Source organism: Marinobacter guineae (genome assembly GCF_002744735.1).
Classification (GTDB): domain Bacteria; phylum Pseudomonadota; class Gammaproteobacteria; order Pseudomonadales; family Oleiphilaceae; genus Marinobacter; species Marinobacter guineae.
The window spans coordinates 839,988-863,869 of the sequence record NZ_KZ319340.1 but is presented as its reverse complement, the minus strand read 5'-3'; the positions used below and the strand labels follow the sequence as shown (position 1 = coordinate 863,869).

Annotated in this window: 24 protein-coding genes; 7 read left to right on the top strand and 17 right to left on the bottom strand. The window is 59.3% G+C overall.

Translation table 11 applies throughout. The annotated features are described in order from the left end of the window. The first annotated feature begins 83 nt into the window (after window positions 1–83). Both CLH62_RS11960 and dsbG read left to right on the top strand, forming a co-directional pair. Window positions 84–995 (top strand): TlpA disulfide reductase family protein, encoded by a 912-nt coding sequence (locus tag CLH62_RS11960; protein WP_322868534.1) that lies wholly within the window; start codon window positions 84–86, stop codon window positions 993–995. Then, entirely contained in the window at window positions 992–1,768 is a 777-nt protein-coding gene (dsbG, locus tag CLH62_RS11955) for a thiol:disulfide interchange protein DsbG (protein WP_099618374.1), read from the top strand. The genes CLH62_RS11960 and dsbG overlap by 4 nt, the downstream gene beginning before the upstream one ends. 89 nt (window positions 1,769–1,857) lie before the next feature. On the opposite strand, the gene CLH62_RS11950 is transcribed toward dsbG, so the two are convergent. From CLH62_RS11950 to CLH62_RS11935, 4 genes are all read right to left on the bottom strand, one after another. Then, on the bottom strand, window positions 1,858–2,313 hold the full coding sequence (locus CLH62_RS11950) for a DUF302 domain-containing protein (protein WP_099618373.1): 456 nt from the start codon (window positions 2,311–2,313) through the stop codon (window positions 1,858–1,860). Between the two features lie 69 nt (window positions 2,314–2,382). Further along, window positions 2,383–3,303, bottom strand: a complete 921-nt coding sequence (locus CLH62_RS11945; RefSeq protein WP_099618372.1) for a lysophospholipid acyltransferase family protein — start codon at window positions 3,301–3,303, stop codon at window positions 2,383–2,385. A 138-nt stretch (window positions 3,304–3,441) separates the two neighbouring features. Beyond that, the gene (locus tag CLH62_RS11940; protein ID WP_099618371.1) at window positions 3,442–4,968 is read right to left on the bottom strand and encodes a flavin-containing monooxygenase; all 1,527 of its coding nucleotides are present in this window, start codon (window positions 4,966–4,968) and stop codon (window positions 3,442–3,444) included. Window positions 4,969–5,103: 135 nt separating this feature from the next. After that, the gene (locus CLH62_RS11935) at window positions 5,104–6,537 is read right to left on the bottom strand and encodes an aminotransferase-like domain-containing protein (RefSeq protein WP_099618370.1); all 1,434 of its coding nucleotides are present in this window, start codon (window positions 6,535–6,537) and stop codon (window positions 5,104–5,106) included. A 127-nt stretch (window positions 6,538–6,664) separates the two neighbouring features. On the opposite strand from CLH62_RS11935, the gene CLH62_RS11930 reads away from it, so the two are divergent. Further along, on the top strand, window positions 6,665–8,131 hold the full coding sequence (locus CLH62_RS11930) for an NAD-dependent succinate-semialdehyde dehydrogenase (RefSeq protein ID WP_099618369.1): 1,467 nt from the start codon (window positions 6,665–6,667) through the stop codon (window positions 8,129–8,131). Between the two features lie 59 nt (window positions 8,132–8,190). Next, a complete protein-coding gene (gene gabT, locus CLH62_RS11925; protein WP_099618368.1) occupies window positions 8,191–9,462 on the top strand; it encodes a 4-aminobutyrate--2-oxoglutarate transaminase in 1,272 nt (423 codons plus the stop codon). Window positions 9,463–9,525: 63 nt separating this feature from the next. On the opposite strand, the gene CLH62_RS11920 is transcribed toward gabT, so the two are convergent. The 9 genes from CLH62_RS11920 to CLH62_RS11880 are packed head-to-tail and all read right to left on the bottom strand — an operon-like array spanning window position 9,526 to window position 17,377. Continuing rightward, the gene (locus tag CLH62_RS11920; RefSeq protein WP_099618367.1) at window positions 9,526–10,299 is read right to left on the bottom strand and encodes a transporter substrate-binding domain-containing protein; all 774 of its coding nucleotides are present in this window, start codon (window positions 10,297–10,299) and stop codon (window positions 9,526–9,528) included. 25 nt (window positions 10,300–10,324) lie between these two features. Further along, window positions 10,325–10,786: a GNAT family N-acetyltransferase gene (locus tag CLH62_RS11915; RefSeq protein ID WP_099618366.1), complete on the bottom strand. Its 462-nt coding sequence runs from the start codon at window positions 10,784–10,786 to the stop codon at window positions 10,325–10,327. Between the two features lie 3 nt (window positions 10,787–10,789). Continuing rightward, on the bottom strand, window positions 10,790–11,512 hold the full coding sequence (locus tag CLH62_RS11910) for an amino acid ABC transporter ATP-binding protein (protein WP_099618365.1): 723 nt from the start codon (window positions 11,510–11,512) through the stop codon (window positions 10,790–10,792). Beyond that, window positions 11,509–12,162 carry an amino acid ABC transporter permease gene (locus tag CLH62_RS11905; protein WP_099618364.1) on the bottom strand — a complete coding sequence of 218 codons (654 nt, stop codon included), beginning with the start codon at window positions 12,160–12,162 and terminating at the stop codon, window positions 11,509–11,511. The genes CLH62_RS11910 and CLH62_RS11905 overlap by 4 nt, the downstream gene beginning before the upstream one ends. Before the next feature lie 35 nt (window positions 12,163–12,197). Next, window positions 12,198–13,373 carry an acetyl-CoA C-acyltransferase gene (locus CLH62_RS11900; RefSeq protein ID WP_099618363.1) on the bottom strand — a complete coding sequence of 392 codons (1,176 nt, stop codon included), beginning with the start codon at window positions 13,371–13,373 and terminating at the stop codon, window positions 12,198–12,200. Continuing rightward, entirely contained in the window at window positions 13,370–14,653 is a 1,284-nt protein-coding gene (locus tag CLH62_RS11895; RefSeq protein ID WP_099618362.1) for an ArgE/DapE family deacylase, read from the bottom strand. Before CLH62_RS11895 ends, CLH62_RS11900 begins: the two co-directional genes overlap by 4 nt. Continuing rightward, window positions 14,653–15,306, bottom strand: a complete 654-nt coding sequence (locus CLH62_RS11890; RefSeq protein WP_099618361.1) for a 3-oxoacid CoA-transferase subunit B — start codon at window positions 15,304–15,306, stop codon at window positions 14,653–14,655. The genes CLH62_RS11895 and CLH62_RS11890 overlap by 1 nt, the downstream gene beginning before the upstream one ends. Next, window positions 15,296–15,997: a CoA transferase subunit A gene (locus CLH62_RS11885; RefSeq protein ID WP_099618360.1), complete on the bottom strand. Its 702-nt coding sequence runs from the start codon at window positions 15,995–15,997 to the stop codon at window positions 15,296–15,298. Before CLH62_RS11885 ends, CLH62_RS11890 begins: the two co-directional genes overlap by 11 nt. 6 nt (window positions 15,998–16,003) lie before the next feature. After that, window positions 16,004–17,377, bottom strand: coding sequence for an aminotransferase family protein (locus CLH62_RS11880; RefSeq protein ID WP_099618359.1), 1,374 nt, complete (start codon window positions 17,375–17,377; stop codon window positions 16,004–16,006). A 104-nt stretch (window positions 17,378–17,481) separates the two neighbouring features. On the opposite strand from CLH62_RS11880, the gene CLH62_RS11875 reads away from it, so the two are divergent. Beyond that, on the top strand, window positions 17,482–18,417 hold the full coding sequence (locus CLH62_RS11875) for a LysR family transcriptional regulator (protein WP_099618358.1): 936 nt from the start codon (window positions 17,482–17,484) through the stop codon (window positions 18,415–18,417). Here the strand turns inward: CLH62_RS11875 and CLH62_RS11870 are convergent. Together CLH62_RS11870 and CLH62_RS11865 are read right to left on the bottom strand one after the other, a co-directional pair. Continuing rightward, on the bottom strand, window positions 18,414–18,704 hold the full coding sequence (locus tag CLH62_RS11870) for an encapsulin-associated ferritin-like protein (RefSeq protein WP_099618357.1): 291 nt from the start codon (window positions 18,702–18,704) through the stop codon (window positions 18,414–18,416). The two genes, CLH62_RS11875 and CLH62_RS11870, sit on opposite strands and share 4 nt — an antisense overlap. Window positions 18,705–18,825: 121 nt before the next feature. Continuing rightward, a complete protein-coding gene (locus tag CLH62_RS11865; protein WP_099618356.1) occupies window positions 18,826–19,374 on the bottom strand; it encodes a YgjV family protein in 549 nt (182 codons plus the stop codon). A gap of 143 nt (window positions 19,375–19,517) precedes the next feature. Here CLH62_RS11865 and CLH62_RS11860 point away from each other — a divergent pair, with 143 nt between their 5' ends. Together CLH62_RS11860 and CLH62_RS11855 are read left to right on the top strand one after the other, a co-directional pair. Then, a complete protein-coding gene (locus CLH62_RS11860) occupies window positions 19,518–20,549 on the top strand; it encodes a histone deacetylase family protein (protein ID WP_099618355.1) in 1,032 nt (343 codons plus the stop codon). A gap of 98 nt (window positions 20,550–20,647) precedes the next feature. Then, window positions 20,648–21,310 (top strand): transglutaminase-like domain-containing protein, encoded by a 663-nt coding sequence (locus CLH62_RS11855; RefSeq protein WP_099618354.1) that lies wholly within the window; start codon window positions 20,648–20,650, stop codon window positions 21,308–21,310. 27 nt (window positions 21,311–21,337) lie between these two features. On the opposite strand, the gene CLH62_RS11850 is transcribed toward CLH62_RS11855, so the two are convergent. Both CLH62_RS11850 and ahpF read right to left on the bottom strand, forming a co-directional pair. Continuing rightward, window positions 21,338–22,108: a substrate-binding periplasmic protein gene (locus CLH62_RS11850; protein ID WP_099618353.1), complete on the bottom strand. Its 771-nt coding sequence runs from the start codon at window positions 22,106–22,108 to the stop codon at window positions 21,338–21,340. Window positions 22,109–22,284: 176 nt separating this feature from the next. Further along, a complete protein-coding gene (ahpF, locus tag CLH62_RS11845) occupies window positions 22,285–23,871 on the bottom strand; it encodes an alkyl hydroperoxide reductase subunit F (RefSeq protein WP_099618352.1) in 1,587 nt (528 codons plus the stop codon). Between the last annotated feature and the right edge of the window lie 11 nt (window positions 23,872–23,882).

The following is a 23,882-nucleotide window of genomic DNA, read 5'->3' as shown; positions in this document are numbered from 1 at the left end:
TAACAGAGGTCCGGAGAATTAGCCATACGTGCTTTTCAGTAGCATGCTTTTTATTTTTCAGCAAAAAGATGGAACTCCCATCTATGTCACAGGTCACTAGCGGCCTTGCAGCAATGAAAAATCCCCGGATGACTGGAGAAGTCATGCTCAGTGTAGGCGTTGGTCCCTTTAGCCTTTCGATAGAACATCTGTTACTCGTTCTGGCCTTTATTGTAGCCCTGCTTGTCGGGGCATTGGCCGGCCGCAGGGAAAAGCTCCCGATATCCGGCGCCCTTGCCGATATTTTCCTCGCTGCCATGGTAGGTGCTCGGATCGGTTTTGTAGTCCGTTACTTCGAACACTATCAGGATGACTGGCTCGGCATTATCGACATTCGTGATGGCGGCTTCGACCTGGTGTCTGGCCTGGTGGTGGCGCTGGTCCTTACCGGCTATCTGCTCTGGCGCCGCACCAACATCCGCCGGCCACTGAGCTTCGCCGTGGCTTCAGGCTTGTTGACCTGGGGCTTCACCACTGGCGTGATCGCCCTGATCCACGACCAGACCCGGGGCCTGCCCGACGTTGCCCTGACCAGCCTGAGTGAGCAACCGGTGAGTCTGGACACCATTGGCCGGGGGCAACCCATGGTGGTGAATCTCTGGGCCACCTGGTGTCCACCCTGCATTCGTGAAATGCCGGTATTGGAAGAGGCCCAGGGCCGTTACCCCGGCGTCAACTTTGTCTTTGCCAACCAGGGCGAACACCCGGACACCATTCGCCGGTTTCTCAGCGAACAGAACCTCAATCTGGACCATGTGATCAGTGACCGCCAGGGTGGACTTGGCCGCGCTACCGGCAGCCAGGGCCTGCCAACCACCCTGTTCTACAACGCCGAAGGCAACCTGGTAGACAGCCACATGGGCGAACTGTCCAAAGCCAGCCTGGCCCGGGGACTTGAACGCTTCCACGCCAGCCATCTCAAACCATCATCGCCGAAAGAGGTAACGAACCAATGAGCCAGCTCCCACTACGCCGCGTGCTGCAGAGTGCATTATTATCGACCATCGTAGGCGCAGCCAGCGTCCAGGCACAGGACTACCCACCAGCCATCCAGAAACTGGAACAGCAGGGTGTGGAGGTCATCGACAGTTTTAAGGCACCCGGTGGCATGACTGGTTATGTCGGCAAAATGAGGGGACGCTCCCTGGCATTCTATCTGACGCCCGACGGGGATCACGTGATTGTGGGCACGCTGATGGACAAGGACGGTAACAACCTGAGCCAGGCCAGTATCCAGGACCTGGTCATGGGCCCGAAATTCGAAAATGCCTGGCCGCAACTTGAGGACAGCCACTGGGTTCGCGACGGCGACAAAAACGCGGACATCACCATTTACACCTTCACCGATCCCAATTGCCCCTACTGCCATCGATTCCGGCAGCAGGCCGAGCCGTGGATCAACGCTGGCAAAGTACAACTGCGGCACATCATGGTGGGTATTCTCGCAGAAGACAGCCTGACCAAAGCCGCCACCATTCTCGGCAGCGAAAACCCCGAAGCGGCACTGGCCGAGCACCAGAATTCATACGAGCAGGGCGGTATAACGGTAGATCGCGAGCGCGTGAGCGCAGCTCACCTGGAGGTAAAAGCCAACAATCGCCTGATGCAGGAACTGGGTTTACAGGCGACGCCCAGCACCCTCTACCGGGACGAAAACGGCAGCGTCACCATGGTGCAGGGCCTGCCCAATCCACAAGCCCTGAAACGCATGATGGGACCGCGCCCCTGAGAGCCTCCAAATCGACGGCAGTCAAACCGTGATGGACGGTGCAATCAGGCTCGCCATTATTCAACCGTACCGGCGTGCGGGGTGAGGGATTACTCCGTGGCGGCCTTGGCAAATCCGGCCAGGGCGCCACTCACCTTTTCAAGCACCGGGTCGCAACCCTCGATACCGTGGCGGGACTTCAGGTAATCCGGATCGTTGTAACCCAGCCAGGTGTCGCCATTTTCATCCTCCCAGATCAATGCTTTCTGGGGCAGATCAATGGCCACACTCTGGGCACACTGCATCAGAGGCGTACCAACCTTGGGGTTTCCGAAAATCATCACTTCGGTTGGGCGAAGCTCAAGTCCTGCCTTCTCGGCACCTTGCTGATGATTCACCCGGGCCATTACCGTCATGCCCTTTTCTTTCAGTACAGATTCGAGCTTGTCCGCCGTGGCTTTAACGTCGTGACTGCTCTTGACGGTCACCAGGCCGTCGGCGCCGTGAGTGAAGGTGGCGAAAAGCAGGACAGAAACCACCAGAACAGATCGCAGAGCGCAGCGCATAGAATCCTCCAGAGTGTTTGCTAACAGTCTGAGCATAGGACATCTGGCGGCAATACGCCGGGAAAAACCTTAATAGACCGTCGCAGCACCTTCGGGTCGGCTCTTGAACCGTTTGTGGAGCCACAGGTACTGATCCGGCTGCTCACGAACGGTTGTTTCAATAAAGTGGTTCCAGAGTTCCGCGTCTTTACGCGGATTGTCTCCGAAATCCTCCTGGATCGGTGAGAACACGATCCGGTAACTGCCATCAGGCATTCGAAGGTGGCTGACACAGATGACCTCGGCACCGGATTCGCGGGCGATATAGCTCGGGGAGGTGATACAGCCGGCACTGACTCCGAAAAACGGCACAAACACCTCGGACTTCTTGCCGAAATCCTGATCACAGGCAAACCACACCTGCCCTCCCTCTTTCAGGAAGGACAACATTGGTCTCAGCTGTCGCTTGGTAAATGGCCGGATGTTGAAGTGACGACGGCGACCGCGCTCAATCATACGGTCAATCACCGGATTGTTATTGGGGCGGTACATGTAGCCTGGTTTTTCGAGATGGCAGGCGATCAACGGCAAGGCAAAATCAAAAATGCTGTAGTGGCCACCGATCAGCAACACACCCTTGCCACGCCTCCTGGCTTCTTCAAGGTGCTCCGTTCCATACACCGAAGCGCTCTCACAATAAGGCGTCATGTCCCGCCACCAGGCATGCACGCTTTCAAGCACCCCCCGGGCGGACGCCACAAAAGCATCTTCAACAAGCTGCCTGCGGGCCGTTTCATCCAGTTCCGGCATGCAGGCCGCCAGATTGGCATCCGCGACCCGGGCGCGGGACTTCAGTTTTCGGGAAAGCAGTCTGCCCAACCAGCGACCAAAGCGCTGTTTGACGCTCATCGGCAGGAACGATAACAACCAGAGAACAAAAACCAGAACCCAGGAGCCCCAGAAAGCGGGATGCCAAAGGGCGCGTTTTGCAGTTTTTCCGCGGGAGGCCATACAACGGTCTCTGTAAGGTGCGAACGTCCGGCCAATCAAATGACGAGTACAAAGCCGGCACACAAGCTGCGCAGACTGACATATTCTGCGCCGGTTTGGTAGTTGAGTTCCTCACCGACTGGTTCCACCGTTGACTGATCAGGCCCCGAACAAAGCCGACCGTATTGGCCGCAGGAAGCCACCGGATTCGCCCGCTCTGGCGTGGGTCCGCTTGCCGTCAAACTCCAGGTAACCATCTTCAATCGGCTCGAAGCGCAGGATTTTCACATCCTCCAGGTAATTCTGTGAGGATTTCCAGGGGCCATGGGTGCCCTGTCGTGGCAAGCGATCAGCCGCACGGCGGATGTAGCCGGAATTGAGAGAGCCCAGAATGGTATCGTCGCCACGGCTGTTTTCCGTGTCTCTTGCGACCACGGTTCGGTAACCGCGCCTGTCCATCAGGTTCAACAGGCGGCACAGGTACTCGGCGGCGATATCCACCTTCAGGGTCCAGGAGATATTCGTGTAGCCGAAGATCATGCCGGCATTGGGCACACCCTCGACCATCACGTTCTTGTAGATCACCTTGTCCTTCATCACCACTTCCCGGCCATCAACCGCCGGCCGAATGCCGCCCAGCATCTGGATCTCAAGGCCGGTGGCCGGGATGATGATGTCGGCCTCCAGCTCTTCACCGGATTTAAGACGGATACCGGTTTCCGTAAAACACTCGATGTGATCGGTGGCCACGGATGCCTTGCCGGCTTTGATGGCCTGAAACAGATCCCCGTCCTTGACTACGCAGAGGCGTTGGTCCCAGGGATTGTAGTCCGGCGTAAAGTGGCGCATGTCGGCATTGCCGGCTACCTGTCGCTTGATGATTCCGAGAAACAGCCGCCGCATGAACCGGGGACTTTTTCGGGAGCGCAGGTAGAGAAAACGGGAAATGGCGATATTCCTCGCGCGGGTCAGCCTGTAGGCGGTCTTTTCCGACAGTACTTTCTGCAGAGCCAGGGTTATCTTGTCGGTAGAAGGCAAGGGCATCAGATAGGTGGGCGAGCGCTGCAGCATGGTGACATGGGCAGCCTTCTCCGCCATGGTCGGCACCAGGGTAATGGCCGTTGCACCACTGCCGATCACCACCACCTTCTTGCCGGTATAGTCGAAATCCTCCGGCCAGTGCTGCGGGTGCACAATCTGGCCCCGGAAATCGCCCTCCCCCGGGAAGTCGGGTTTATAGCCGTGGTCATAGTTGTAGTAACCCGTGCAGCCGATCAGGAAACTGGCAGTGAAGTTTTCTGTTTCACCAGTAGCTTCATTCAGGGCAGAAAGCTTCCAGCACTTGTCGACACCGGACCAGTCCGCCGTTTTTACCGCCACCCCATAGCGGATGTGGCGCTCAACATCATGCTCTCTGGCGGTTTCGCGCACATAATTCTTGATGGCAGCACCGTCGGCCAGCACCTTGCCACCTGTCCAGGGGCGGAAGTTGTAGCCGAAGGTAAACATGTCCGAATCGGAGCGGATACCGGGATACCGGAACAGGTCCCAGGTGCCGCCCAGAGACCGACGGCGCTCCAGGATGGCGAAGGGTTTGCCCGGACACTCGCGCTTCAGGTGACACGCCATGCCAATGCCGGAAACGCCGGCGCCGATGATCAGGACGTCAAAATGGTGTTGGCTCATTGTGCTTGCCTCTCTGGTAATAGGCACGTTTCGCCGGCTTTCTGTTGAAGTTTAGACCCGAGCCGGTTCGTTATGCTTCAACAGTAACGAGTTCCCGTGATTCGCAAATTGGCCCTCGCCACACGAGGTCCATGCTCAAACGGTCAGTCGCCTCAGGACGTCCCTGAATCGGATGGCCTCTTTTCTCAACGATTCACGGTTCAGCATGCCCACCCCCATGATCAATCCGCTACGCCTGTCTCCGGCGGCACAGACGGCGCTGAGCGGTTTGACAATAAAATGCTCCCTGAACAACTGCCTGGTGATCAGGATGTCGTCTACTGAATCCGCAAACTGGACACAAAGACTGATCGCGTGGCTGGGAGCGGACAGCTGCGTAATGGCCGGCACCTGGCGGAGCTGGTCGTGCATTACCTGTTGTCGGGCCAGATACTCTTTCTGGATGCGCTGATACCACAAATCCAGATCGCCATTGGCGATAAAGGTCGCGAGCACTGCCTGATCCAGCATTCGCCCTTCACGGAAAACCTCGCTGCGCAGCCGGCTGATCGTGGCCGCCAGGTGGTGCGGAATCACGAGGTAGCCCAGCCGCAACCCGGGAAACAACAGCTTGGAGAAAGAGCCCGCAAGGATGTGCTTCTGCGAACGCGGGTCGAATACCAGCCGGGTATCGCGCTGGCCGTTGAATTCATAATCGTCTTCGATGATGTAATCCGGTGACAGGCGCTGCGACAGGGTCTCCTTGTCCGCCCGCGAGGTAGGCACACTGAGCGGGTAATGCTGGGACCCGGTGAAATATAGCAGTTTCGGCGACGGCTGCGCCTCACCCCTGTGTCCCCCACCGGGATACCAGGGCAACATCTCAAGCGTAAGTCCGCAGGCTGTGAATACATTTCGTGCACCCCAGTAGCAGGGCGACTCCATCACCACCCGGTCGCCGGCATCTGCCAACGCCAGGGCACAGAGTTCCAGACCATTGTGAGTGCCCTCGGTAATGATGATCTGCTCGGGATCGCAGTCAAAATGCCGCCAGCGGCGGAGAAAGTCCCGGATAGCCCGCTTCAACGGGCCATAGCCTCCGGTGGAGTAAGACAACAGTAAGGCATTCTGGGGCACCGTGACACTGGTATAGAGCTGGCGCCATTTACGCATGGGGAACTGCGCTATATCCGGTATCCCGGGCACGAAGGCACCGCTCTGGACCTCCGCCGCCCCCGGCTGGCTGAGCAGTTCACGGGCTCGCCCGGACAGGCCATCCAGGGCTGGTCGCGCCGGCAGAACGGATCCGGACGGGGGCCGATGGGTCCAGGTGCCCTGGCCATGACCGGTCACCAGCAGCCCGTCCTCCACCAGCGTATTGATCGCCCCAGCGAGGGTATTACGGGCCAGTCCCAGCGCACTGCAGATGCGGCGGTGGGAAGGCAGCTTCAGGCCTGATGGCCAGTCCTGCTCGACCAGAAGGCGCAGTGACTGCTGCGCCCTGACCTGTTTGCTGAGGCTCTTCGGCTGTTGCCGGTAACGGCGGACCAGGCTCTCGAGCGGATCGTTGGGTATGAGGTCTTCGGTCATCGGGGCCCTGTGCCGGAATCGACCACATCAAAGTGGTCCAGTTGAACTCGAAAGTGGTTCATGTCCAGGCCCTAGCGTACCTGCTAGGGTGCCTGGCATTCCAGTTACTTTCGAGAGGAATCGGTTCATGTCTCCACTAGATACGCCTTTGTTAACCAGCGTGCTGAATGACGAGGTGCCCGCCCTGATCGGCCAGCACTGGTGCCAGCGCGAGGAGCGCTTTGAGGTCACCAACCCCGCAACCGGCGAGATCCTCGCCAGGGTCGCCGAATGCAATGCAGACGATACCCGCGCAGCGGTTGCGGCGGCGGAGCTTTCAGGTCAGTCCTGGAAACGCGTACCTGCCAAGCAACGTGCCGGCATCCTGCGCCGGTGGTTCGAGCTCGTTACTGCACATACCGATGAGCTGGCCCGCCTGATGACCCTGGAACAGGGCAAGCCGCTGGCAGAAGCTCGGGGTGAAGTAACCTATGGCGCTTCGTTCATCGAGTTCTTCGGCGAGGAAGCCAAGCGGATGGCCGGGGAAACGCTACCGGGCCAGGGTCCGGACAAGCGCATACTGGTGATGCGCGAGCCAGTGGGTGTGGTTGCTGCCATTACCCCCTGGAACTTTCCCATGGCCATGATCACCCGCAAGTGCGCCCCGGCCATTGCCGCCGGCTGCACGGTAGTGATCAAACCCGCCGAAGCCACGCCACTCACGGCCCTGGCTCTCGCCCGGCTGGCTCTGGAGGCCGGCGTCCCGAAGGGCGTAATCAACGTGGTCACGGCTTCCGAACCGGTCGCGGTGGGCGAAGTGCTAAGCACCGATCCGCGGGTGCGCAAACTGTCCTTCACAGGCTCCACCGCCGTCGGCAAGAAACTGTTGGCTCAATGCGCCTCGACGGTAAAGAAAACCGCCATGGAGCTGGGTGGCAACGCCCCCTTTATCGTGTTTGATGATGCCGACCTGGACGCCGCCGTTGACGGAGCAATTGCCTCCAAATTCCGTAATGCCGGCCAGACCTGTGTCTGCACCAACCGTTTTCTGGTGCAGGACGGCGTCTATGACGCCTTTCTGGAGAAGCTGACAACCCGGGTTGCCGAACTGAAAGTCGGCAACGGCCTGGAGGACGGCATCGCCGTTGGCCCCCTCATCAACCGGTCCGCCATCGACAAAGTTCAACGTCATGTGGACGACGCCGTCGCCAAGGGCGCCCGGGTAACCGGCGGAGGTCAGCCGCATGAGCTGGGACCCAACTTTTTCACCCCGACCGTGCTCGCCGATGTAACCCCTGACATGGCCGTCGCCACCGAGGAAACGTTTGGACCGCTGGCGCCGGTCTTCCGGTTCCACACTGCCGAGGAAGCCATTGCCATGGCAAATGACACCCCCTCAGGCCTGGCGGCCTACCTCTATGCCACAGACTACCGGCGTATCTGGCACACCCTCGAGGGCCTGGAGTACGGCATGGTGGGGGTCAACGAAGGCCTGATCTCCAGCGAACTGGCACCGTTTGGCGGGGTGAAGGAATCCGGCCTCGGGCGCGAGGGCTCCCACCATGGCCTGGATGAATTCACCGAACTCAAGTACGTCTGCCTGGGCGGCCTGTAATGGGTGCCCGGGCAGGCTCCTGTGCATGACATCACGCAACACTTACGAGAGATAACACCATGAACAACGCAGAACTCAACGCCCTGAAAGAAGAGTACGTCGCGTTCGGCGCGGCGACTCCCACTACCGAATTTGCCGATCGGGCCCAGAATGCCGAACTCTGGGATGCCGACGGCCAACGCTGGATCGATTTTGCCGGCGGTATTGGCGTGCTCAACCTGGGTCACCGCCATCCGAAAATTGTCGACGCCGTCCGGGCGCAGCTGGACAAGGTCATGCACACCAGCGCCGCAGTCATCTCTTACGCGCCCTACGTCCAGCTCTGCCAGAAGCTTTGCCAGCTGGCGCCGGTACGAGGCCCCAAGCGCAAGGCAATGCTGGTCAACACCGGCGCCGAGGCGCTGGAGAACGCTATCAAGATTGCCAGGGCCGCCACCGGTCGCACCGGCATTGTTACCTTTGATGGCGCCTTCCACGGCCGCACCATGATGACCCTGGCCATGACCGGGAAGGTGCTACCCTACAAGAACGACTTCGGCCCGATGCCCGGCGATGTTTTCCGGGCGCCCTACCCGAATCCGATTCATGGCGTCAGTGAAGAAGCGTCACTGAAAGCCCTGCGCACCCTGTTCAAGACCGATATCGCTCCACACCGGACCGCGGCCATCGTGATTGAACCGGTGCAGGGTGAAGGCGGCTTCTACATCGCCTCCCCGGCCTACCTTAGGGCATTACGTGAGCTCTGCGATGAGCACGGCATCCTGCTGGTCGTGGATGAGGTACAGTCCGGCTTCGCCCGCACCGGCAAGCTCTTTGCTCTGGAACACAGTGGCATCGAGGCGGATCTGCTCACCACCGCCAAGAGCCTGGCCAACGGCATGCCTCTGTCAGCGGTGGTCGGCAAGGCCGAAGTGATGGACGGCTCTGGCCCCAACTCCCTTGGCGGCACCTACAGTGGCAATCCGCTCTCTTGCGCAGCTGCACTGGCAGTGATCGAAGTTATCGAGGAAGAAAATATCCTCGAACGCAGTGCCGTACTCGGAGAAAAACTGGCCGACCGTTTTGCCGCGTGGGAACAACGCTTTGACCGGGTGGGTCATGCCCGCAACCTGGGGGCGATGGCCGCCTTCGAACTGCTCGACAGCGATGGCAATCCCGATCCTGCCCTCACCGGGGCAGTGTGCGCCAAAGCACGTGAGCATGGCCTGATCCTGCTGTCCTGCGGTTTTTACGGCAACACCATTCGTATTCTGGTACCGATCACGGTCGAGGATTGGGTTCTGGAGGAAGGCTTGAATGTAATTGAAGGGGCACTTGAAGCGCTGTGTTAATAAGGTCGGGTCGGGGTAACTCACCCCGACCCGACGGCGCTTTTCGCTCGCTCAGGTGGATGCTTACTCGGCGATATTGCGACCGAAGTACTTCTCGCTGATCTCTTCGTACTTGCCGTTAGCCTTGATCTTTGCCAGAGCCTGGTTGAGCTTCTCAAGAAAGGCCTCGTTGCCCTTGTTGACCGCAATTCCGATGTCATCAACGTAGATCGGATCGCCCAGCGGCTTGACCTCCAGGCCGGCGTTCAGGATGGCATTCTCGCCGATCAGCTGATCGGTGATCACCGCGTCCACGCGACCACCCACGGTGAGATCCCGCAGCGCAGTGACGTCGTCGGTATAAGTGGTGATGTTGTCACTGTACTCGCGGGCGGCCTTGGCGAAGCTGCTGGAAACCAGAACGCCAATGGTCTTGCCACGGATACCCTCAACCTCGGTGATTTCGTCATTATCGGTGCTGACGAAAACCTGAGCCCCGGAGCTGTAGTACGGATCGGTGAAGTTCACCTGTTTCAGGCGCTCCTCGGTGATGGCCATGCTGCCGATAATGGCATCAAAGCGATCCGACTTGAGTGCCGCGATCAGGGTCTGCCAGGGATTGGAGACCGGATTCGGCTGCATACCCATTTCCTCGGCCAGCGCCTGCCCGACCTCCATGTCAAAACCGTAAAGATCGCCGCTTTGACGGAAGCTGAAGGGCGGATAAAGACCGGTCATGGCGTAGGTAAAGACCTCTTTATCGGCGGCCTTCGCGGTGTCCACGTGCGTTATGTTGATGGTGACGGCGATGACCAGCGCACTGGTCGCCCCAATCAAGTTACGGATCAGTTTTTTCATCGTGTTCCCCTCTCTTTGAAGAAGATCAGTGCAATGAGATCTTCATAATTTCCACTGGGTGGTCGTTGAGTTTGTAGTTTTCGACGTTTATCCAACCCATCCGGGCGTAATAAGGGCCCTTATCCTCCGTGATCAGGTAAAGCGCGTCGTGGCCCTGTCGACGCATTTCCGCCTTGGCCCGGTCGATCAGGGCCTTGCCGACCCCCTTGCCTCGGTGTTCCGGTGCCACAAAGATTCGCGATAGCCAGGGCGAATACTGCGGCCGATCCGACGTGTCATGTGCCACCAGGCAGATGCTGCCGACCAGTTCGCCGTCCTCGAGGGCAACGAAGGTGGCCGGTAGCGAACGGGTGTCACAGTGCTCGGCGAGCCGTTTCCGACGGACGGCCTCGTTCACCGAGTCGTCGAGGTGATACCACTGGGCCTGGTGCCAGGCTGCCAGCTGATCGATAAAACGCGGTTCCAGCGCCTGGATCGCGATACTCATGGCTTACAGCACCCGACTGAGAAACTGTTGCGCTTTGGGGTGCCGGGGATTACTGAAGAAGGTTTCCGGGTCCCCCTGCTCTGCAATCTGCCCGTTATCCAGGAAGACGACGCGGTCGGCGACCTCCCGGGCGAAGCCCATCTCATGGGTCACCACCACCATAGTCATGCCGTCGGCGGCCAGGCTCTTCATGACTTCAAGCACTTCGCCTACGAGTTCGGGATCAAGGGCGGATGTGGGCTCATCGAACAGCATGACCGACGGCTCCATCGCCAGAGCGCGGGCAATAGCCACGCGCTGTTTCTGCCCGCCGGACAGTTTCTCCGGGTAGACGTCGCCCTTGTCACCAAGGCCGACCTTTTCAAGCAATTCCCGGCCGCGCTTGAGGGCCTCGGCCCGAGGGACCTTCTTGACGTGGACCGGCGCTTCGATGACGTTTTCCAGCACGGTCATGTGCGGGAACAGGTTGAAATGCTGGAACACCATGCCGACGTGCTCACGCACCTTGTTCAAGGGTGTGGTGGCCGGGTCCACTTCCTTGCCATCAATCAGGATGCGCCCCTGGTTCTTCATCTCGAGGAAGTTGAGGCAGCGCAGCAGCGTACTCTTGCCCGACCCGCTGGCACCGATCATGACCACCACTTCCTGGGGGGCCACCTCAAGGTCGACACCCTTGAGAACGTGGAGGTCACCGAAGTACTTGTGGAGTTGCTCGACTTTGATCATTTGGCTGTATCCATCCGGTTTTCAACGCGGCTCAGAACAAAGGTGACCATGGCGACCATGGCCAGGTAATACAGGCCTGCGATGGTGTAGAACTCAAGCTGCTTGAAGGTCACGGCAGCGTTATCCATGGACAGGCTGAAGATTTCCGTGATGCCAATGAAAGCCACCAGCGACGAGTCCTTGAGACCGATGATGAACTGGTTACCCAGCGGTGGGATGGCCCGTTTCAGAGCCTGGGGCAGGATCACCCGACGCATGGCCAGAGCCCGCTTCATTCCCAGGGATTCCGCAGCCTCCATTTGCCCCTTGTCCACCGACTGGATGCAGCCACGGAAGATTTCGGCGATATAGGCACCGCTGTGAATGGCGAGGGCGATGGTGCCGGCCCAGAAAGCCGAGAGCACAACGATGTTGGTTATGCCGAAGTACAGCCACATGATCTGAACGATCAGCGGCGTACCACGGATAATGCCCACATACCCGTTGTAGATCAGGCCCAGCCAGCGGACACCGGTGACCTTTATCAGTGCAAAAATCAGCCCGATGACCAGGGCCAGGACCAGCGAAACCCCGGTCAGGCGCAGAGTCATCCAGGCGGCTTCCATAAAAGCCGGAAAGGTGGATATCAGGTTTTCAAAAAACGACGTCATTGTTTAATCCTTGTTGGCCGTTGTAGCTGCAAAGGTCAGCACCGCTCGATAATCATCGCGATCCCCTGGCCGCCACCAATGCAGGCCGCTGCGCATCCGTAGCGTTCACTCCGGTGTTGCAAGGTGCGCGCCAGCGTGCCCGCCAGACGAACGCCTGTCGCGCCCAATGGATGTCCGAGCGCCAGGGCGCCGCCGAAGATGTTTACCCGCTCCGGGTCGATGTCCAGAGAACGGATGGCGTAAAGCGGCACGGCGCTGAACGCCTCATTGATTTCCCAGGCTCCGATATCACCGGCGCTCAGGCCAGCGGCCTTGAGTACACGCTTCGCCGCCACCGCCGCGCCGGCGCCCATGCATTCGGGCGTTACGCCGCAGTCGGCAATCGCCACAAGTCTGGCAATCGGCGACAGACCGAACCGGCTCAGCGCGGCCTCGGACATCAGCAGTGCCGCACCAGCTCCAGAGGTCAGTGGCGAACTGTTGCCGGCCGTCACCTGGCCGTCCTCGGAGAATGCGGGCTTGAGTTCGGCGAGGCGCTCAGCGCTGGTGTCCGGTCGGATGTTGGCGTCCTGGGCGACGAGGGCACCGGCCGGATTCCTGAGTGCCAGACGCTCCCCTGCAAACCAGCCGTCCTGCTCGGCCCGGGCCGCCCGTTGATGGGACCGGACCGCGAAGGCGTCCATCTCCTCACGACTTATCCTGGTCTCCCGCGCCAGCCGCTCGGCGGTCAGGCCCATATTCATGGCGACCGTCAGATCAAGCTCTTTCTGTTGCAGGGGCTCCGGGACGGTCAACACCCCCTCCTGGAACAGGCTGGGGCCCATCGGGACGCGGGACATATTCTCGTAACCACCGGCCAGGCCGGTTTCGATCGCCCCGGTCTGGATCTCCCGTGCAGTGGAACGCAGTGCGGCCAGGCCGGAACCGCATTGCTGGTCAATCTGACGGGATGGGCATTGGATGCCCACTCCGGACAGCCACTGGGGGTAGCGGCCGCCAAAACTCCATTGATCCTTGACCGGCAATGCGCAGCCTACACTCAAATCTTCGACCGCGGTTCCCGGCACCCCGGAGCGATCCAGTAGTGCGTCAATTACCTGGCCCAACAGGACGTCGCCGCGCTGACCGGACCAGGCATCGACCTCGGGTTTGCGGGGATGGGCACGGGTGAAGGCCGAGCGGGCGAAGTCGGCGATATACGCGTCGTTCATAGCACGCTCCTTGCAGATTCGGTATCGGTGGACCAGCGACTGAGGAACAGGGCATAGGTAGTCAGAACCTGGCGAATTGACTCGATATCGACACACTCATCCACGCCGTGGATGCGCTGGGCAACGGGGCCATAGCAGGTGCCGTTGATGCCACCAGAGACATGAAAGGCCCGCAGGTCGGTGGTACAGGTCGAGAGGTAATGGGCCGGAGGCTCCCCCACGAGATCCTCGTGGCACCGGGACAGCAGCCGGATGCCTGGGGTCTCGAGATCCACCAGATGGCCCTCGGAGCGAAAGCCATGGAACTCCACGCGTGGCTCCGGGGAGCCATCACCCAGGGCTTGGTGGTGGTCGGCGATCACCTGACGCACCCGGGTCATGATTTCATCGGGCGATGTACCCGGCGGGAAGCCAACCCGGCCTTCCAGAATGGCGTGAGCGGGTACGCTGGAAGCCCAGTTGCCGCCCTCGATTTTGCCGATGCTCAGGTTGAACGGATGCGCCTTGGCCTCGTAGGGCGCAGGACGCGGCAGGCTGTTGATTTCCTCTTCCAGTGCCTTGAACGCTGGCAGGTAGGTCTGAAGCGTCTCGATGGCATTGCGACCGGCCCTGGTGTCCAGTACGTGAGCCGGCACCCCATCGATGCGCATGCGGAACCAGAGCACGCCCACCTGGCCACTGTAGATCTGGGCGCCGAAGGGCTCGGGAATCAGCACAAAATCGCCGGTGTAGCCCTGATGAAGGCAGGCCAGTGCGCCATTGCCGGTACATTCTTCCTCGATGACCGTCTGCAACGTCAATGGGAAATCAATCTCCACGCCGGCCTGGCGCACCGCCTCGACCGCCATCACCATCGCGGCAATGCCTGCCTTCATATCACCGGCGCCACGACCATACAGCCAGCCATCCTTCTCCCAAGGCTCCCAGGGTGACCGGGTCCACATATCGGTCGGCTCAGCCGGCACCACATCCAGGTGGCCATTAAAGATCAGGTGCGGTTTTTTGGAGGAGGGATTAAGACGGGAAACGACGTTGTAGCGGCCTTCACTGGACCATTCGGTGGGGGCGCGATGGGGATGCTCCGAGAAACCGGGGGCATCCAGCGCCACGCGTTCCACCGGCAAATCCAGGCGCTGGAACCAGCTCTCCATGGTTTCCAGCGCGCTGTGCTCGCGGCCGAGAACGCTATACCCCCTCACCAGTTCACGGGTAAGCTCCACGGTGTCGCCCATGAGCTCATCACAACAATCCAGAATGCGTTGTTCGATGGCGGTCAGCATCAGAATCTCCCGAGCCGGCTTTCATCAATGATCAGCTCGGCCTCCGTGGCAGCGCGCAAGCTTTCCACATCCACACCATCTGCGAGATCAATCACTTCCAGCCCTTTCTCCGTCACTTCCATTACCGCCTTCTCGGTCACGATGAGCGAGACACACCGGGGGGCTGTGAGCGGCAATCTGCATTGTTTGAGAATCTTCGGGTTACCGTGCTTGTCGTTGTGTGAACACAGCACCACCAGCTTCTCGACTTTCTGGGCCAGTTCCATCGCCCCACCGATACCCGGAGAGAATTTGCCCGGGATTTTCCAGTTGGCGAGGTTGCCCTGCTGATCCACCTCGAACGCGCCCATGAAAGTCACGTCCACGCGGCTGCGCCGGATCATGGCAAAGGACAGGGCACTGTCGAACACACTGGCACCCGGACGGGTACCGATGTAGGCTCCGCCGGAGTCGATCAGCTCGTAGTCCGGGGCCACGCCCAGTCCCAGAGGCTGACAGCCGAGCACGCCGTTCTCGGAGTGCACCAGCACCTCCAGATCCTCGGGCATGTAATGAAACAAGCGCGTCGGCAGACCGATACCCAGGTTCACTATCTGGCCGGGCAGGATTTCCCTGGCGGCGCGGGCAAGCATTCTTTCCTGATCAGACGGCATGGGCACGTATCCCCTGTTCACTGGTGGCAGGATCGACCCGGACCACATGGTTAACGAAGGCGCAGGGCGTATGAACGGCTTCGGGTTTCAGGCCTCCCGGTGACTCCACCCGGAAGGCCTGGGCAATCACCTTGTCCGCAGCCATGGCCATCAGGGGGTTGAAGTTGATTGCCGTGCCCCGGTAAGCGAGGTTGCCGTAGGTATCGGCGACATCCGCATGAATCAGGGCAAAGTCCGCAGTGATGGCGGGCTCGATGGCACATTTGCGGCCGTTAAGCTCCAGTTCACGCCGTTGCTGCGCGATCTCGGTCTCAAGCCCGATGTCGGTCAGGAAGCCGAGGTGGCCGGCACCGGCACAGCGGATCTTCTCCGCCAGCAGGCCCTGGGGATACATTTCCACCGCCAGCCGACCCTGGTTCATTTCTTCAATCGCCACACGGTTCAGGCCGATGTGCGAGGTGATCAGGCGATCCACACGACCCGCACGGATCAGCCGCCCGATCCCGATATCCGGCTCGTTGGCGTCGTTTTTGATCAGGGTTAGTCCCTTCTGGCCCTGGGCCAGCAGTTCGTCCAGCAAGGCGAACGGGGTGCCCGGTGAGCCAAAGCCGCCGACCATGATGGAAGCACCATCGGGAATCATCGCGATGGCATCTTCGACGGACGTGTATTTCTGGTTCAGCAGTGTCATGCGAGATCAGCCTATGGTGCTTTGGGCATTGGGTTCGGCGATTGTGGCGGCCAGGGGCGCCACCACTTCGCTTTCAAGACGTTGCAGGGCCCGGGTCAGGCGCTCCAGCAGTATCGTGATTTCCTGTTCGGAGATGTTGAGCGGAGGGCTGATCAGGAAATGGTCACCGGCCAGCCCGTCCAGGGTCCGGCGGGGGTAGATCAGCAGTCCCTCTTCCTTGGCGAGGGCGGTCACACTGGCAAACAGGTTGGCCTCCGCAGGAAACGGCGACCTGGTCGCCGGGTCCATGACCAGCTCCACGCCCCAGAGCAGTCCGATGCCGCGAACATCGCCCACGAAGTCATAACGGGCTTTCAGGGCCTCTAGGCCTTCGCGCACCTGCTGACCCCGGGCGACAACGTTATCCAGCAGCTTCTCGTTCCGTATCGCTTCCACGGCAGCCAGACCCGTTGCGCAGGCCAACGGATTGCCGGCATAGGTATGGCCATGCTGGAACCCTCCATTGGCCATGACGGTATCGACAATGTCCTCCCGGCAAAGCAGTGCACCCACCGGGTAATAGCCGGCTCCAAGGCCCTTCGCAGTGGTCAGCAGGTCCGGCGCAACGCCCCAGTGCTGATAGGCAAACCAGGTGCCGGTGCGACCGACGCCAGACAGGACTTCGTCAAAAATAAGCAGACAACCAATCTCGTCACACAGCTTGCGGATGCCTTCCAGGTAGGCCTGGCTGACCATGCGGGCGCCGGTACTGGCACCACCGACCGGCTCCAGAACCACCGCGATAATGCTTTCGCTACCGGCAGAGTCGATCCGTTCACGGGTTTCCCGGAGCACTTTGCGGATATGGGCGTCGTCATCCCCCTCGGTGTGGCGATAGAAATCCGGTCCGGGCACCTTGATGGAAGCTTGGGTAATGTCAGCGAAGGGTGCCTCCAGGGGCTGATAGCCGGTCACGCCGAGCGCGCCAAGTGTACTTCCGTGATAAGACGGGCGCAGGGAGACAAAGTGTCGCCGATGGGATTCACCACGGGCTACGAAATACTGGCGCGCGAGCTTGATCGCGGATTCAACCGACTCCGAACCGCTGGACACAAAGAAGACCTTTTCCAGGTCCCGGTTAGTCATGGTGACCAGTTCTTCAGCCAATGCCATGGCCGGTGCATTCTCGAACTGGGTGCGATAGGTAAAAGCCACCCGGTCCAACTGCGCCAGCATGGCATCACGGATACCGTCATGGTGGTGCCCCAGGTTGCAGGAAATGGCACCTGAGCAGCCATCTAGATATTCCTTGCCGTCCGTATCCCAGAGATAGACGCCACGTCCGTGGGAGACTTCAGGCATGGCCGGGCCGGCCTGGTAGAAAAGAGGAGAAGATGACATGTTGCAATCCGTTATGGTTGTACTGTTGTTGATTTGCAGTCTAGAAAGATATGTAAGAGTATTTCAAGATATGATTTTTTTACCGGATTCGATGACTTTTAATCATGCCTGACGTAAACATTCATTCCCTGAAATCGCTGGCGATCTTCAAGACCCTGCTGGAAGCCGGCAGTGCCTCGCAGGCTGCACGGACGCTCGGCATCACCCAGTCCGGGGTGAGCCGGTCACTGGCTCAGCTGGAGGAAAACCTGGGAATTCAGTTATTCCTGCGGGAGAAAAACCGACTGGTGGCGACACCCGAGGCGCATGAGCTTTACGAGGAAATTCTGCGCCTGATGGGGAATATCGAGGAACTGCGGCACAGCGTCCTGGCGCTGAAAGAGTTTGGCACCTCTCGCCTGCGCATCGCTGCGATTCCGGGGCTCGCATTCGGATTTGTTCCCCGCCTGATTGGCACACTGCTGGAAGTGAATCGCGGTTTCAGCATCAGTTTCGACATGATGTCCAGCCACGATGTACTCCGGGAGGTGGAGTCGGGGCATGCTGACATCGGCTTTGTAACACTGCCTGTAAGCTCCAGGCTGCTCAGGATCGAGGAATGGCTGACAACCGAGGCACGCTGCCTGGTCCCTGCGAAGCATCCGCTGGCACAGAGGGACGAGGTCACCATTGCGGACTTGCAGAACGAGTATCTTGTCATCAGCAACCAGCCAAACGTCGGTGCGGACCCCCTGCTCCATCTGGCCGCCAGCCACTCGATTTCCATTGCCGGCAAAACCGAGTCGAATATCGGCGCCATTGCCTCAATGGTGGCCAACGGTGTCGGGATCAGCGTGATGAATCCAATCACAGCGACGGATCAGCTGGTAGGCCGCACCGATGTGGTCATGCGGCCCTTCTCTCCGCGGATCTCTTTCAGTTTCGGGATGGTCTACCGGGAAGACTGGAAGAACGTGCAGGCCCTCGACTCCATTCGCCGGACAGGCAACAAACTTCTGAAAACCTATCCGGACTGCAAGCCGCGATCGAAAGCTGGCTAGTCATGGTGGCCGATCGGGCCATCCGTGAACAGGAACTCCCGCAGATACTTGTCCATGGTGGGATCTTTGCGGCGGATCCATTCCAGCACCATGGCTGCGTGTTCCTTTTCCTCGTCCCGATTGTGTTCAAGAATCGCTTTGAGTTCAGAATCCTTGCAGGCCGAAGCGCGCTGGTTGTACCAGTCCACGGCCTCGAATTCTTCCATCAGGGAACTGATTGCGCGGTGCATGTCCCGGGTGTCATCAGAGAGCTCTGCTATCGGTTCATGATAACTGTCGCTGGCCATGGTCGGATCCTTTTCTCGGTGGAATTTGGTGGTTCAGCGTGGCGAAACCTCTATGACAATAGTCCAGAATGCAGCATGAGAAAAGCCTGGGAGCACGCGCAGACCGGCCTGATCAGGTCCCTTAGTCGCCTAGCCGGAATTCCGGATACTTTTTCTGCAGCCGGTAGAGCCGGATGATGGTGATGATGTTGGTAACCAGCACCATACCCTCGGCCAGAGTGCCACCCACTGAACCGATGACAATGTTGTTCAGCATCCAGGCCGTGGCTGCCAGACCCAGGATGATCCGCAGGGGAATGCCCCGGAGCATGAACATCCCCACGGTACCGAGTACCGCGGCGGTGAGCGGAAAGATATCCGTGACCGATTTCCAGGTCACCCAGGCGACCACCAGATTCACTGCCAGCATCACCGCCATGATCTGCCAGTTGCCCTGATACTTGCGGGCGAGGGTGATACGCACAATCACCAGCACCGTCAGCGCAGACGCTGTCCAGCTCTCGAAAAAGGCGAACATCAGGGCGAAGGCGACGTTGGCGGAGATCAGCAGCACCATCAGCCGGTCGTCGTTCCTGTTGGCGAAGCCGACAATGCAGAATCCCAGAGCAACCAGACCGCACAGCTGGCCAAGCCCTTCGACCAGGGACATGTCCGCAATCAGATCAGTCATAGCTCATCGGCAAATCATGAGGCGCCATAACGGTAATCCCCTCTCCCTGAAAAGGGCTCCAGCCTGCCACAATTGCGGCAGTTGAGCCACGCCCTCCCGTGTGCCACAGTGATCGCAATCATTCAGTAAGGACTGTCCGACCCATGAAAACCGTTTTCTCACCCCTGCACAGCCTCCGTCACGTGAAGACCGAACTCGACGGTGGCCTGCTGATTGAACCCCACGAGAAACCCTCCCGTATTGAGACCATCCTGGCGCGGGTGAAGGATCAGGCTCTTGGCGAGGTCTTGGCCCCGGAAGAGTTCGGACTTGGGCCCATCAAGCGCGTGCACACTGCAGACTATGTGGCATTTCTCGAGAGCTGCTGGAAGGAGTGGCTGGCAGCGGGCAAGCGCGGTGAGGCCATCCCCACCTTCTGGGTTGGGCGCGGTATGCGTGCCCGACTGCCAAAGGATATCGACGGGCGTATCGGCTTTTACAGCCTCGGAGCAGACACCTCCATCTCGGACGGCACCTGGGAGGCGGCCCGGGCCTCGGCCAATGTTGCCCTCACCGCCCAGAAACTGGTCGCCGGTGGCGAGCGCGCCGCCTTCGCCCTGTGCCGCCCACCGGGGCACCATGCCCACGCTGATGTGTTTGGCGGCTACTGCTTTTTCAACAACGCGGCCATCGTGGCCCAGGCATTCCGGGACCAGGGCTACGGCAAGGTGGCGGTGCTTGATGTGGATTTCCACCACGGCAACGGCACCCAGGCGATTTTCTACGATCGCTGCGATGTCTTGACCATCAGTCTGCACGGCGACCCGGACCTGGTGTTCCCGCACTTCCTCGGGTTTGAGGACGAAACGGGTGAAGGCGAAGGCGAAGGCTTTAACCTGAATATCGTCTATCCGCCCAATACGCCCTACAGTGTCTGGAGCCAGGGGCTCGAAAAAGCCTGTGAGCGGATTCAGGCATTCGCACCGGATGCTCTGGTGGTAGCGCTGGGTGTCGACACCTTCGAGGACGACCCGATTTCCTTCTTCAAGCTGGTCTCGGGCGACTACCTGTCACTCGGCCAGCGCATCGAACAGCTGGGCCTGCCGACCGTGTTTACCATGGAAGGTGGCTATGACGTGGACGCCATCGGCGTGAACGCGGTCAATGTAATGCAGGGATTTGAAGGCAAGGCCTGATCGATGCGGGCAATGGCTTTGGCGGAAATGGCCATTGCCCGTAGGTTGCTAATTGGCCACGATCAAGGCCCGATACCCCCGAAACCGGATAAACACCTATGGAACGCTACCTCCAGCCAACGGCCTTCTTTGATTACGACCAGCCGCAGCTAAAGGCCTGGATTGAAGCACAGCTGGAAGGCGTACCAGCGGAGCCTGTGGAACAGGTCAAGGCGCTCTACCTCTCGGTCCGGGACAGCATCAACTACAACCCCTATGTGTTCCAGACCGATCCGGACACCTTCAGTGCCAGCTACGCCCTGGAAAGTGGTGAGACCTACTGCATTCCCAAGGCGGTTCTGTTGGGTGCCGCCGCCCGTTCCATCGGTGTTCCCAGCCGGCTGGGCCTGGCGGATGTGCGCAACCACCTGTCCAGCCCGAAGCTGATTGAATGGCTACAGTCGGATATCTTCCGGATGCACGGCTTTATCGAGTTATACCTGAACGGGCACTGGGTAAAAGCCACCCCCGCGTTCAACCGGCAACTCTGCGAGCTGATGAGCCTGGAGCCTCTGGCATTTGATGGTATCCACGATTCAGTCTTCCAGGAGTACACGGAATCCGGCCAGGCGCACATGGAGTACATCAACGACCACGGCGTGTTTGACGATGTGCCTCATGCGTTCATTGTCGATGGTATACGAAGCGCCTACCCCCACCTTTTCCCGGAGTCGGGACAAGAGCCGGCGGTGGCCGGAAGTCTGGAAGCGGATCTGGAGTGAATCCTGAATTCCACCAGAGCAGACATCTCAGTTAGCGGAGGATGCTTCGGTGGCAAGAGGGCCGCTTTCAAACTCAACATAGAGACCGCCCGCCAGCTGTTCGTACACGCCCTCTTCCTTAAGGCGCTTCATTTCTGAAGACAGCTTACCCAGGAAGGCACGATTCTCTTCCGTATTGTGGCAGGTCAACCGGTCGTAACTTTCGAGCAGGGGTTGCTCGGGCTCGTAGCTGAGCTTGTCCAGGAAAGGCAGGATGTCGGGAACGGCGGCAATCATGGCGCTGAACCGTTGATGCTCAAGCATGGCCACATTCTGGGCGTCACTTTTAGACCAGATCACATCGATGTTGTGGTTATCCAGAACTTTGTCCAGATAGGTCTCGTGGCCAATGACCGCGCCCACGGCCTTACCCTCCAGGCGCTCAAGAGAGCCGACAGGTTTGCTCCCTTTCGAGGTAAAGAGGTAGTAACTGAACTTGCCGAGGGGGAAGCTCGCAATGATGGCGTCCTCGCCCAAACGCTCCACCAGAACTTCGGTGAAGGAGTAAATGCAATCCGCATCGCCCTGCTCAAAAATCAGCATGGCCCGCTTGTAGGGGTAAAAGCTCTCACGCACCCCCACCTCTGTGGCTTGCAGGGCCCGATGCAGGATTTTCTGGTACACGCCGTCCTGATTTTCGGTCAGGAGGCTGGTTATATCCGGAACGGCCAGCCGGATATCCGAATCCGCCATCACTGGCGCAGTCAGGGAACCGGCGCCTAACAATAGCGCGCAGAAGGTGTAAAGAAAGCGTTTCATAACGTGCGCATCAGTCCGTGACGACCAGTAAGTGAGCATTTTTTATACAGGTTTCGCAGTATGGCAAGGTCGTTTCACAGTGGCCAGAAAAACCTTGTTAAATATGCGGGTTTGCCTGCGACAAAAAGGCACCGGATCGCTCCGGTGCCTCTCTCATCAGTCGGCTTCGACTTCGTTTACGCCGCTTCGTTCTCGCTTTCATCCACGGAGTTGCGGATCAGGAAGTCGAAGGCACTCAGAGCTGCCTTGGAACCTTCCCCCATGGAAATAACAATCTGCTTGTAAGGCACGGTGGTGGCGTCGCCGGCGGCAAAGACCCCCGGAATCGAGGTTTCATTGCGGTCATTCACAATGATCTCGCCGTGCTGGCTCAGCTCGATATCACCTTTCAGCCACTCGGTGTTCGGCACCAGGCCGATCTGAACGAACACGCCTTCCAGGGAAATGTGATGCTGCTCACCGGAATTTCGGTCCTTGTAGTCCAGGCCGTTGACCTTGCCGTTTTCACCAGTAATTTCCGTTGTTTGCCCGGACGTTACAATTTCCACATTCTTCAGGCTACGCAGTTTCTTCTGCAACACTTCATCAGCGCGCATCTCGGCACCGAATTCAATCAGAGTCACGTGGCCAACGATTCCGGCCAGGTCGATGGCCGCTTCCACGCCGGAGTTACCGCCACCGATCACCGCCACACGCTTGCCCTTGAACAGGGGGCCGTCACAATGCGGGCAATAGGCCACACCCTTGTTGCGGTATTCCTCTTCACCCGGCACACCCATCTGGCGCCAGCGGGCACCGGTAGAGAGAACCAGACTCCGGGCTTTCAGGGAAGCGCCGTTGGCAAGGCGCACTTCATGCAGACCACCCCTTTTGGCCGCCGGAATCAGCTTCTCGGCACGCTGCATATTCATGATGTCCACGTCGTACTCTTTCACATGCTGCTCCATGGCAGCCACCAGCTTTGGGCCTTCGGTGTAGGGCACGGAAATCAGGTTCTCGATGCCCATGGTGTCCGCCACCTGGCCACCAAAACGCTCGGCCGCAATACCCGTTGAGATACCTTTACGGGACGCATAGATCGCGGCAGCGGAACCAGCCGGGCCACCACCAACCACCAGCACTTCGAAGGCGTCTTTCTGGTTGATCTTCTCGGCTTCTTTCTCGTCAGATCTGGTGTCCAGCCTGGCGACGATCTCTTCCAGGGTCATCCGACCCTGGCCCCATGGCTCACCATTCATGTAAACGCTGGGTACTGCCATGACTTCCCGCTGCTCCACTTCATCCTGGAACAGGGCACCGTCGATGGAGGTATTCCTGATGTTCGGGTTCAGCACGCTCATCAGGTTCAGGGCCTGAACCACGTCCGGGCAGTTCTGGCAGGACAGGGAGAAGTAGGTTTCAAACTCGAACCTGCCGTCCAGTGCCTGGATCTGCTCGATCACATCCTGGGACGCCTTGGACGGGTGGCCACCGACCTGCAGCAGGGCCAGGACCAGAGAGGTAAACTCGTGGCCCATAGGAATGCCGGCAAAGCGAACGCCGATATCGGAGCCAATCCGGTTGATGGCGAAGGAAGGACGACGCACATCCACGGCTTCTTCAGTCCGCAGGCTGATTTTGGAAGACATCGGCTCGAGTTCTTCCAGCAGCTCCCGGAGTTCCTGGGATTTCTTGCTGTCGTCGTAGGCCGCCACCAGCTCGATTGGCTGCTGCAGCTTTTCCATGTACGCCTTCAGTTGTTCCTTGATGTTGGCATCCAACATAGTTGTACTTC

Excerpts from the sequence above, each read along its gene's own strand:
- CLH62_RS11860 (WP_099618355.1), top strand. The coding sequence starts at position 19,518 with ATGAAAACCGTTTTCTCACCCCTGCACAGCCTCCGTCACGTGAAGACC.
- CLH62_RS11855 (WP_099618354.1), top strand. The coding sequence starts at position 20,648 with ATGGAACGCTACCTCCAGCCAACGGCCTTCTTTGATTACGACCAGCCG.
- CLH62_RS11900 (WP_099618363.1), bottom strand. The coding sequence starts at position 13,373 with ATGAACGACGCGTATATCGCCGACTTCGCCCGCTCGGCCTTCACCCGT.
- CLH62_RS11935 (WP_099618370.1), bottom strand. The coding sequence starts at position 6,537 with ATGACCGAAGACCTCATACCCAACGATCCGCTCGAGAGCCTGGTCCGC.
- ahpF (WP_099618352.1), bottom strand. The coding sequence starts at position 23,871 with ATGTTGGATGCCAACATCAAGGAACAACTGAAGGCGTACATGGAAAAG.
- CLH62_RS11905 (WP_099618364.1), bottom strand. The coding sequence starts at position 12,162 with ATGACGTCGTTTTTTGAAAACCTGATATCCACCTTTCCGGCTTTTATG.
- gabT (WP_099618368.1), top strand. The coding sequence starts at position 8,191 with ATGAACAACGCAGAACTCAACGCCCTGAAAGAAGAGTACGTCGCGTTC.
- CLH62_RS11895 (WP_099618362.1), bottom strand. The coding sequence starts at position 14,653 with ATGCTGACCGCCATCGAACAACGCATTCTGGATTGTTGTGATGAGCTC.
- CLH62_RS11875 (WP_099618358.1), top strand. The coding sequence starts at position 17,482 with ATGCCTGACGTAAACATTCATTCCCTGAAATCGCTGGCGATCTTCAAG.
- CLH62_RS11930 (WP_099618369.1), top strand. The coding sequence starts at position 6,665 with ATGTCTCCACTAGATACGCCTTTGTTAACCAGCGTGCTGAATGACGAG.
- dsbG (WP_099618374.1), top strand. The coding sequence starts at position 992 with ATGAGCCAGCTCCCACTACGCCGCGTGCTGCAGAGTGCATTATTATCG.
- CLH62_RS11920 (WP_099618367.1), bottom strand. The coding sequence starts at position 10,299 with ATGAAAAAACTGATCCGTAACTTGATTGGGGCGACCAGTGCGCTGGTC.
- CLH62_RS11910 (WP_099618365.1), bottom strand. The coding sequence starts at position 11,512 with ATGATCAAAGTCGAGCAACTCCACAAGTACTTCGGTGACCTCCACGTT.
- CLH62_RS11865 (WP_099618356.1), bottom strand. The coding sequence starts at position 19,374 with ATGACTGATCTGATTGCGGACATGTCCCTGGTCGAAGGGCTTGGCCAG.
- CLH62_RS11870 (WP_099618357.1), bottom strand. The coding sequence starts at position 18,704 with ATGGCCAGCGACAGTTATCATGAACCGATAGCAGAGCTCTCTGATGAC.
- CLH62_RS11940 (WP_099618371.1), bottom strand. The coding sequence starts at position 4,968 with ATGAGCCAACACCATTTTGACGTCCTGATCATCGGCGCCGGCGTTTCC.
- CLH62_RS11960 (WP_322868534.1), top strand. The coding sequence starts at position 84 with ATGTCACAGGTCACTAGCGGCCTTGCAGCAATGAAAAATCCCCGGATG.
- CLH62_RS11885 (WP_099618360.1), bottom strand. The coding sequence starts at position 15,997 with ATGACACTGCTGAACCAGAAATACACGTCCGTCGAAGATGCCATCGCG.
- CLH62_RS11880 (WP_099618359.1), bottom strand. The coding sequence starts at position 17,377 with ATGTCATCTTCTCCTCTTTTCTACCAGGCCGGCCCGGCCATGCCTGAA.
- CLH62_RS11915 (WP_099618366.1), bottom strand. The coding sequence starts at position 10,786 with ATGAGTATCGCGATCCAGGCGCTGGAACCGCGTTTTATCGATCAGCTG.
- CLH62_RS11890 (WP_099618361.1), bottom strand. The coding sequence starts at position 15,306 with ATGCCGTCTGATCAGGAAAGAATGCTTGCCCGCGCCGCCAGGGAAATC.
- CLH62_RS11850 (WP_099618353.1), bottom strand. The coding sequence starts at position 22,108 with ATGAAACGCTTTCTTTACACCTTCTGCGCGCTATTGTTAGGCGCCGGT.
- CLH62_RS11945 (WP_099618372.1), bottom strand. The coding sequence starts at position 3,303 with ATGGCCTCCCGCGGAAAAACTGCAAAACGCGCCCTTTGGCATCCCGCT.
- CLH62_RS11950 (WP_099618373.1), bottom strand. The coding sequence starts at position 2,313 with ATGCGCTGCGCTCTGCGATCTGTTCTGGTGGTTTCTGTCCTGCTTTTC.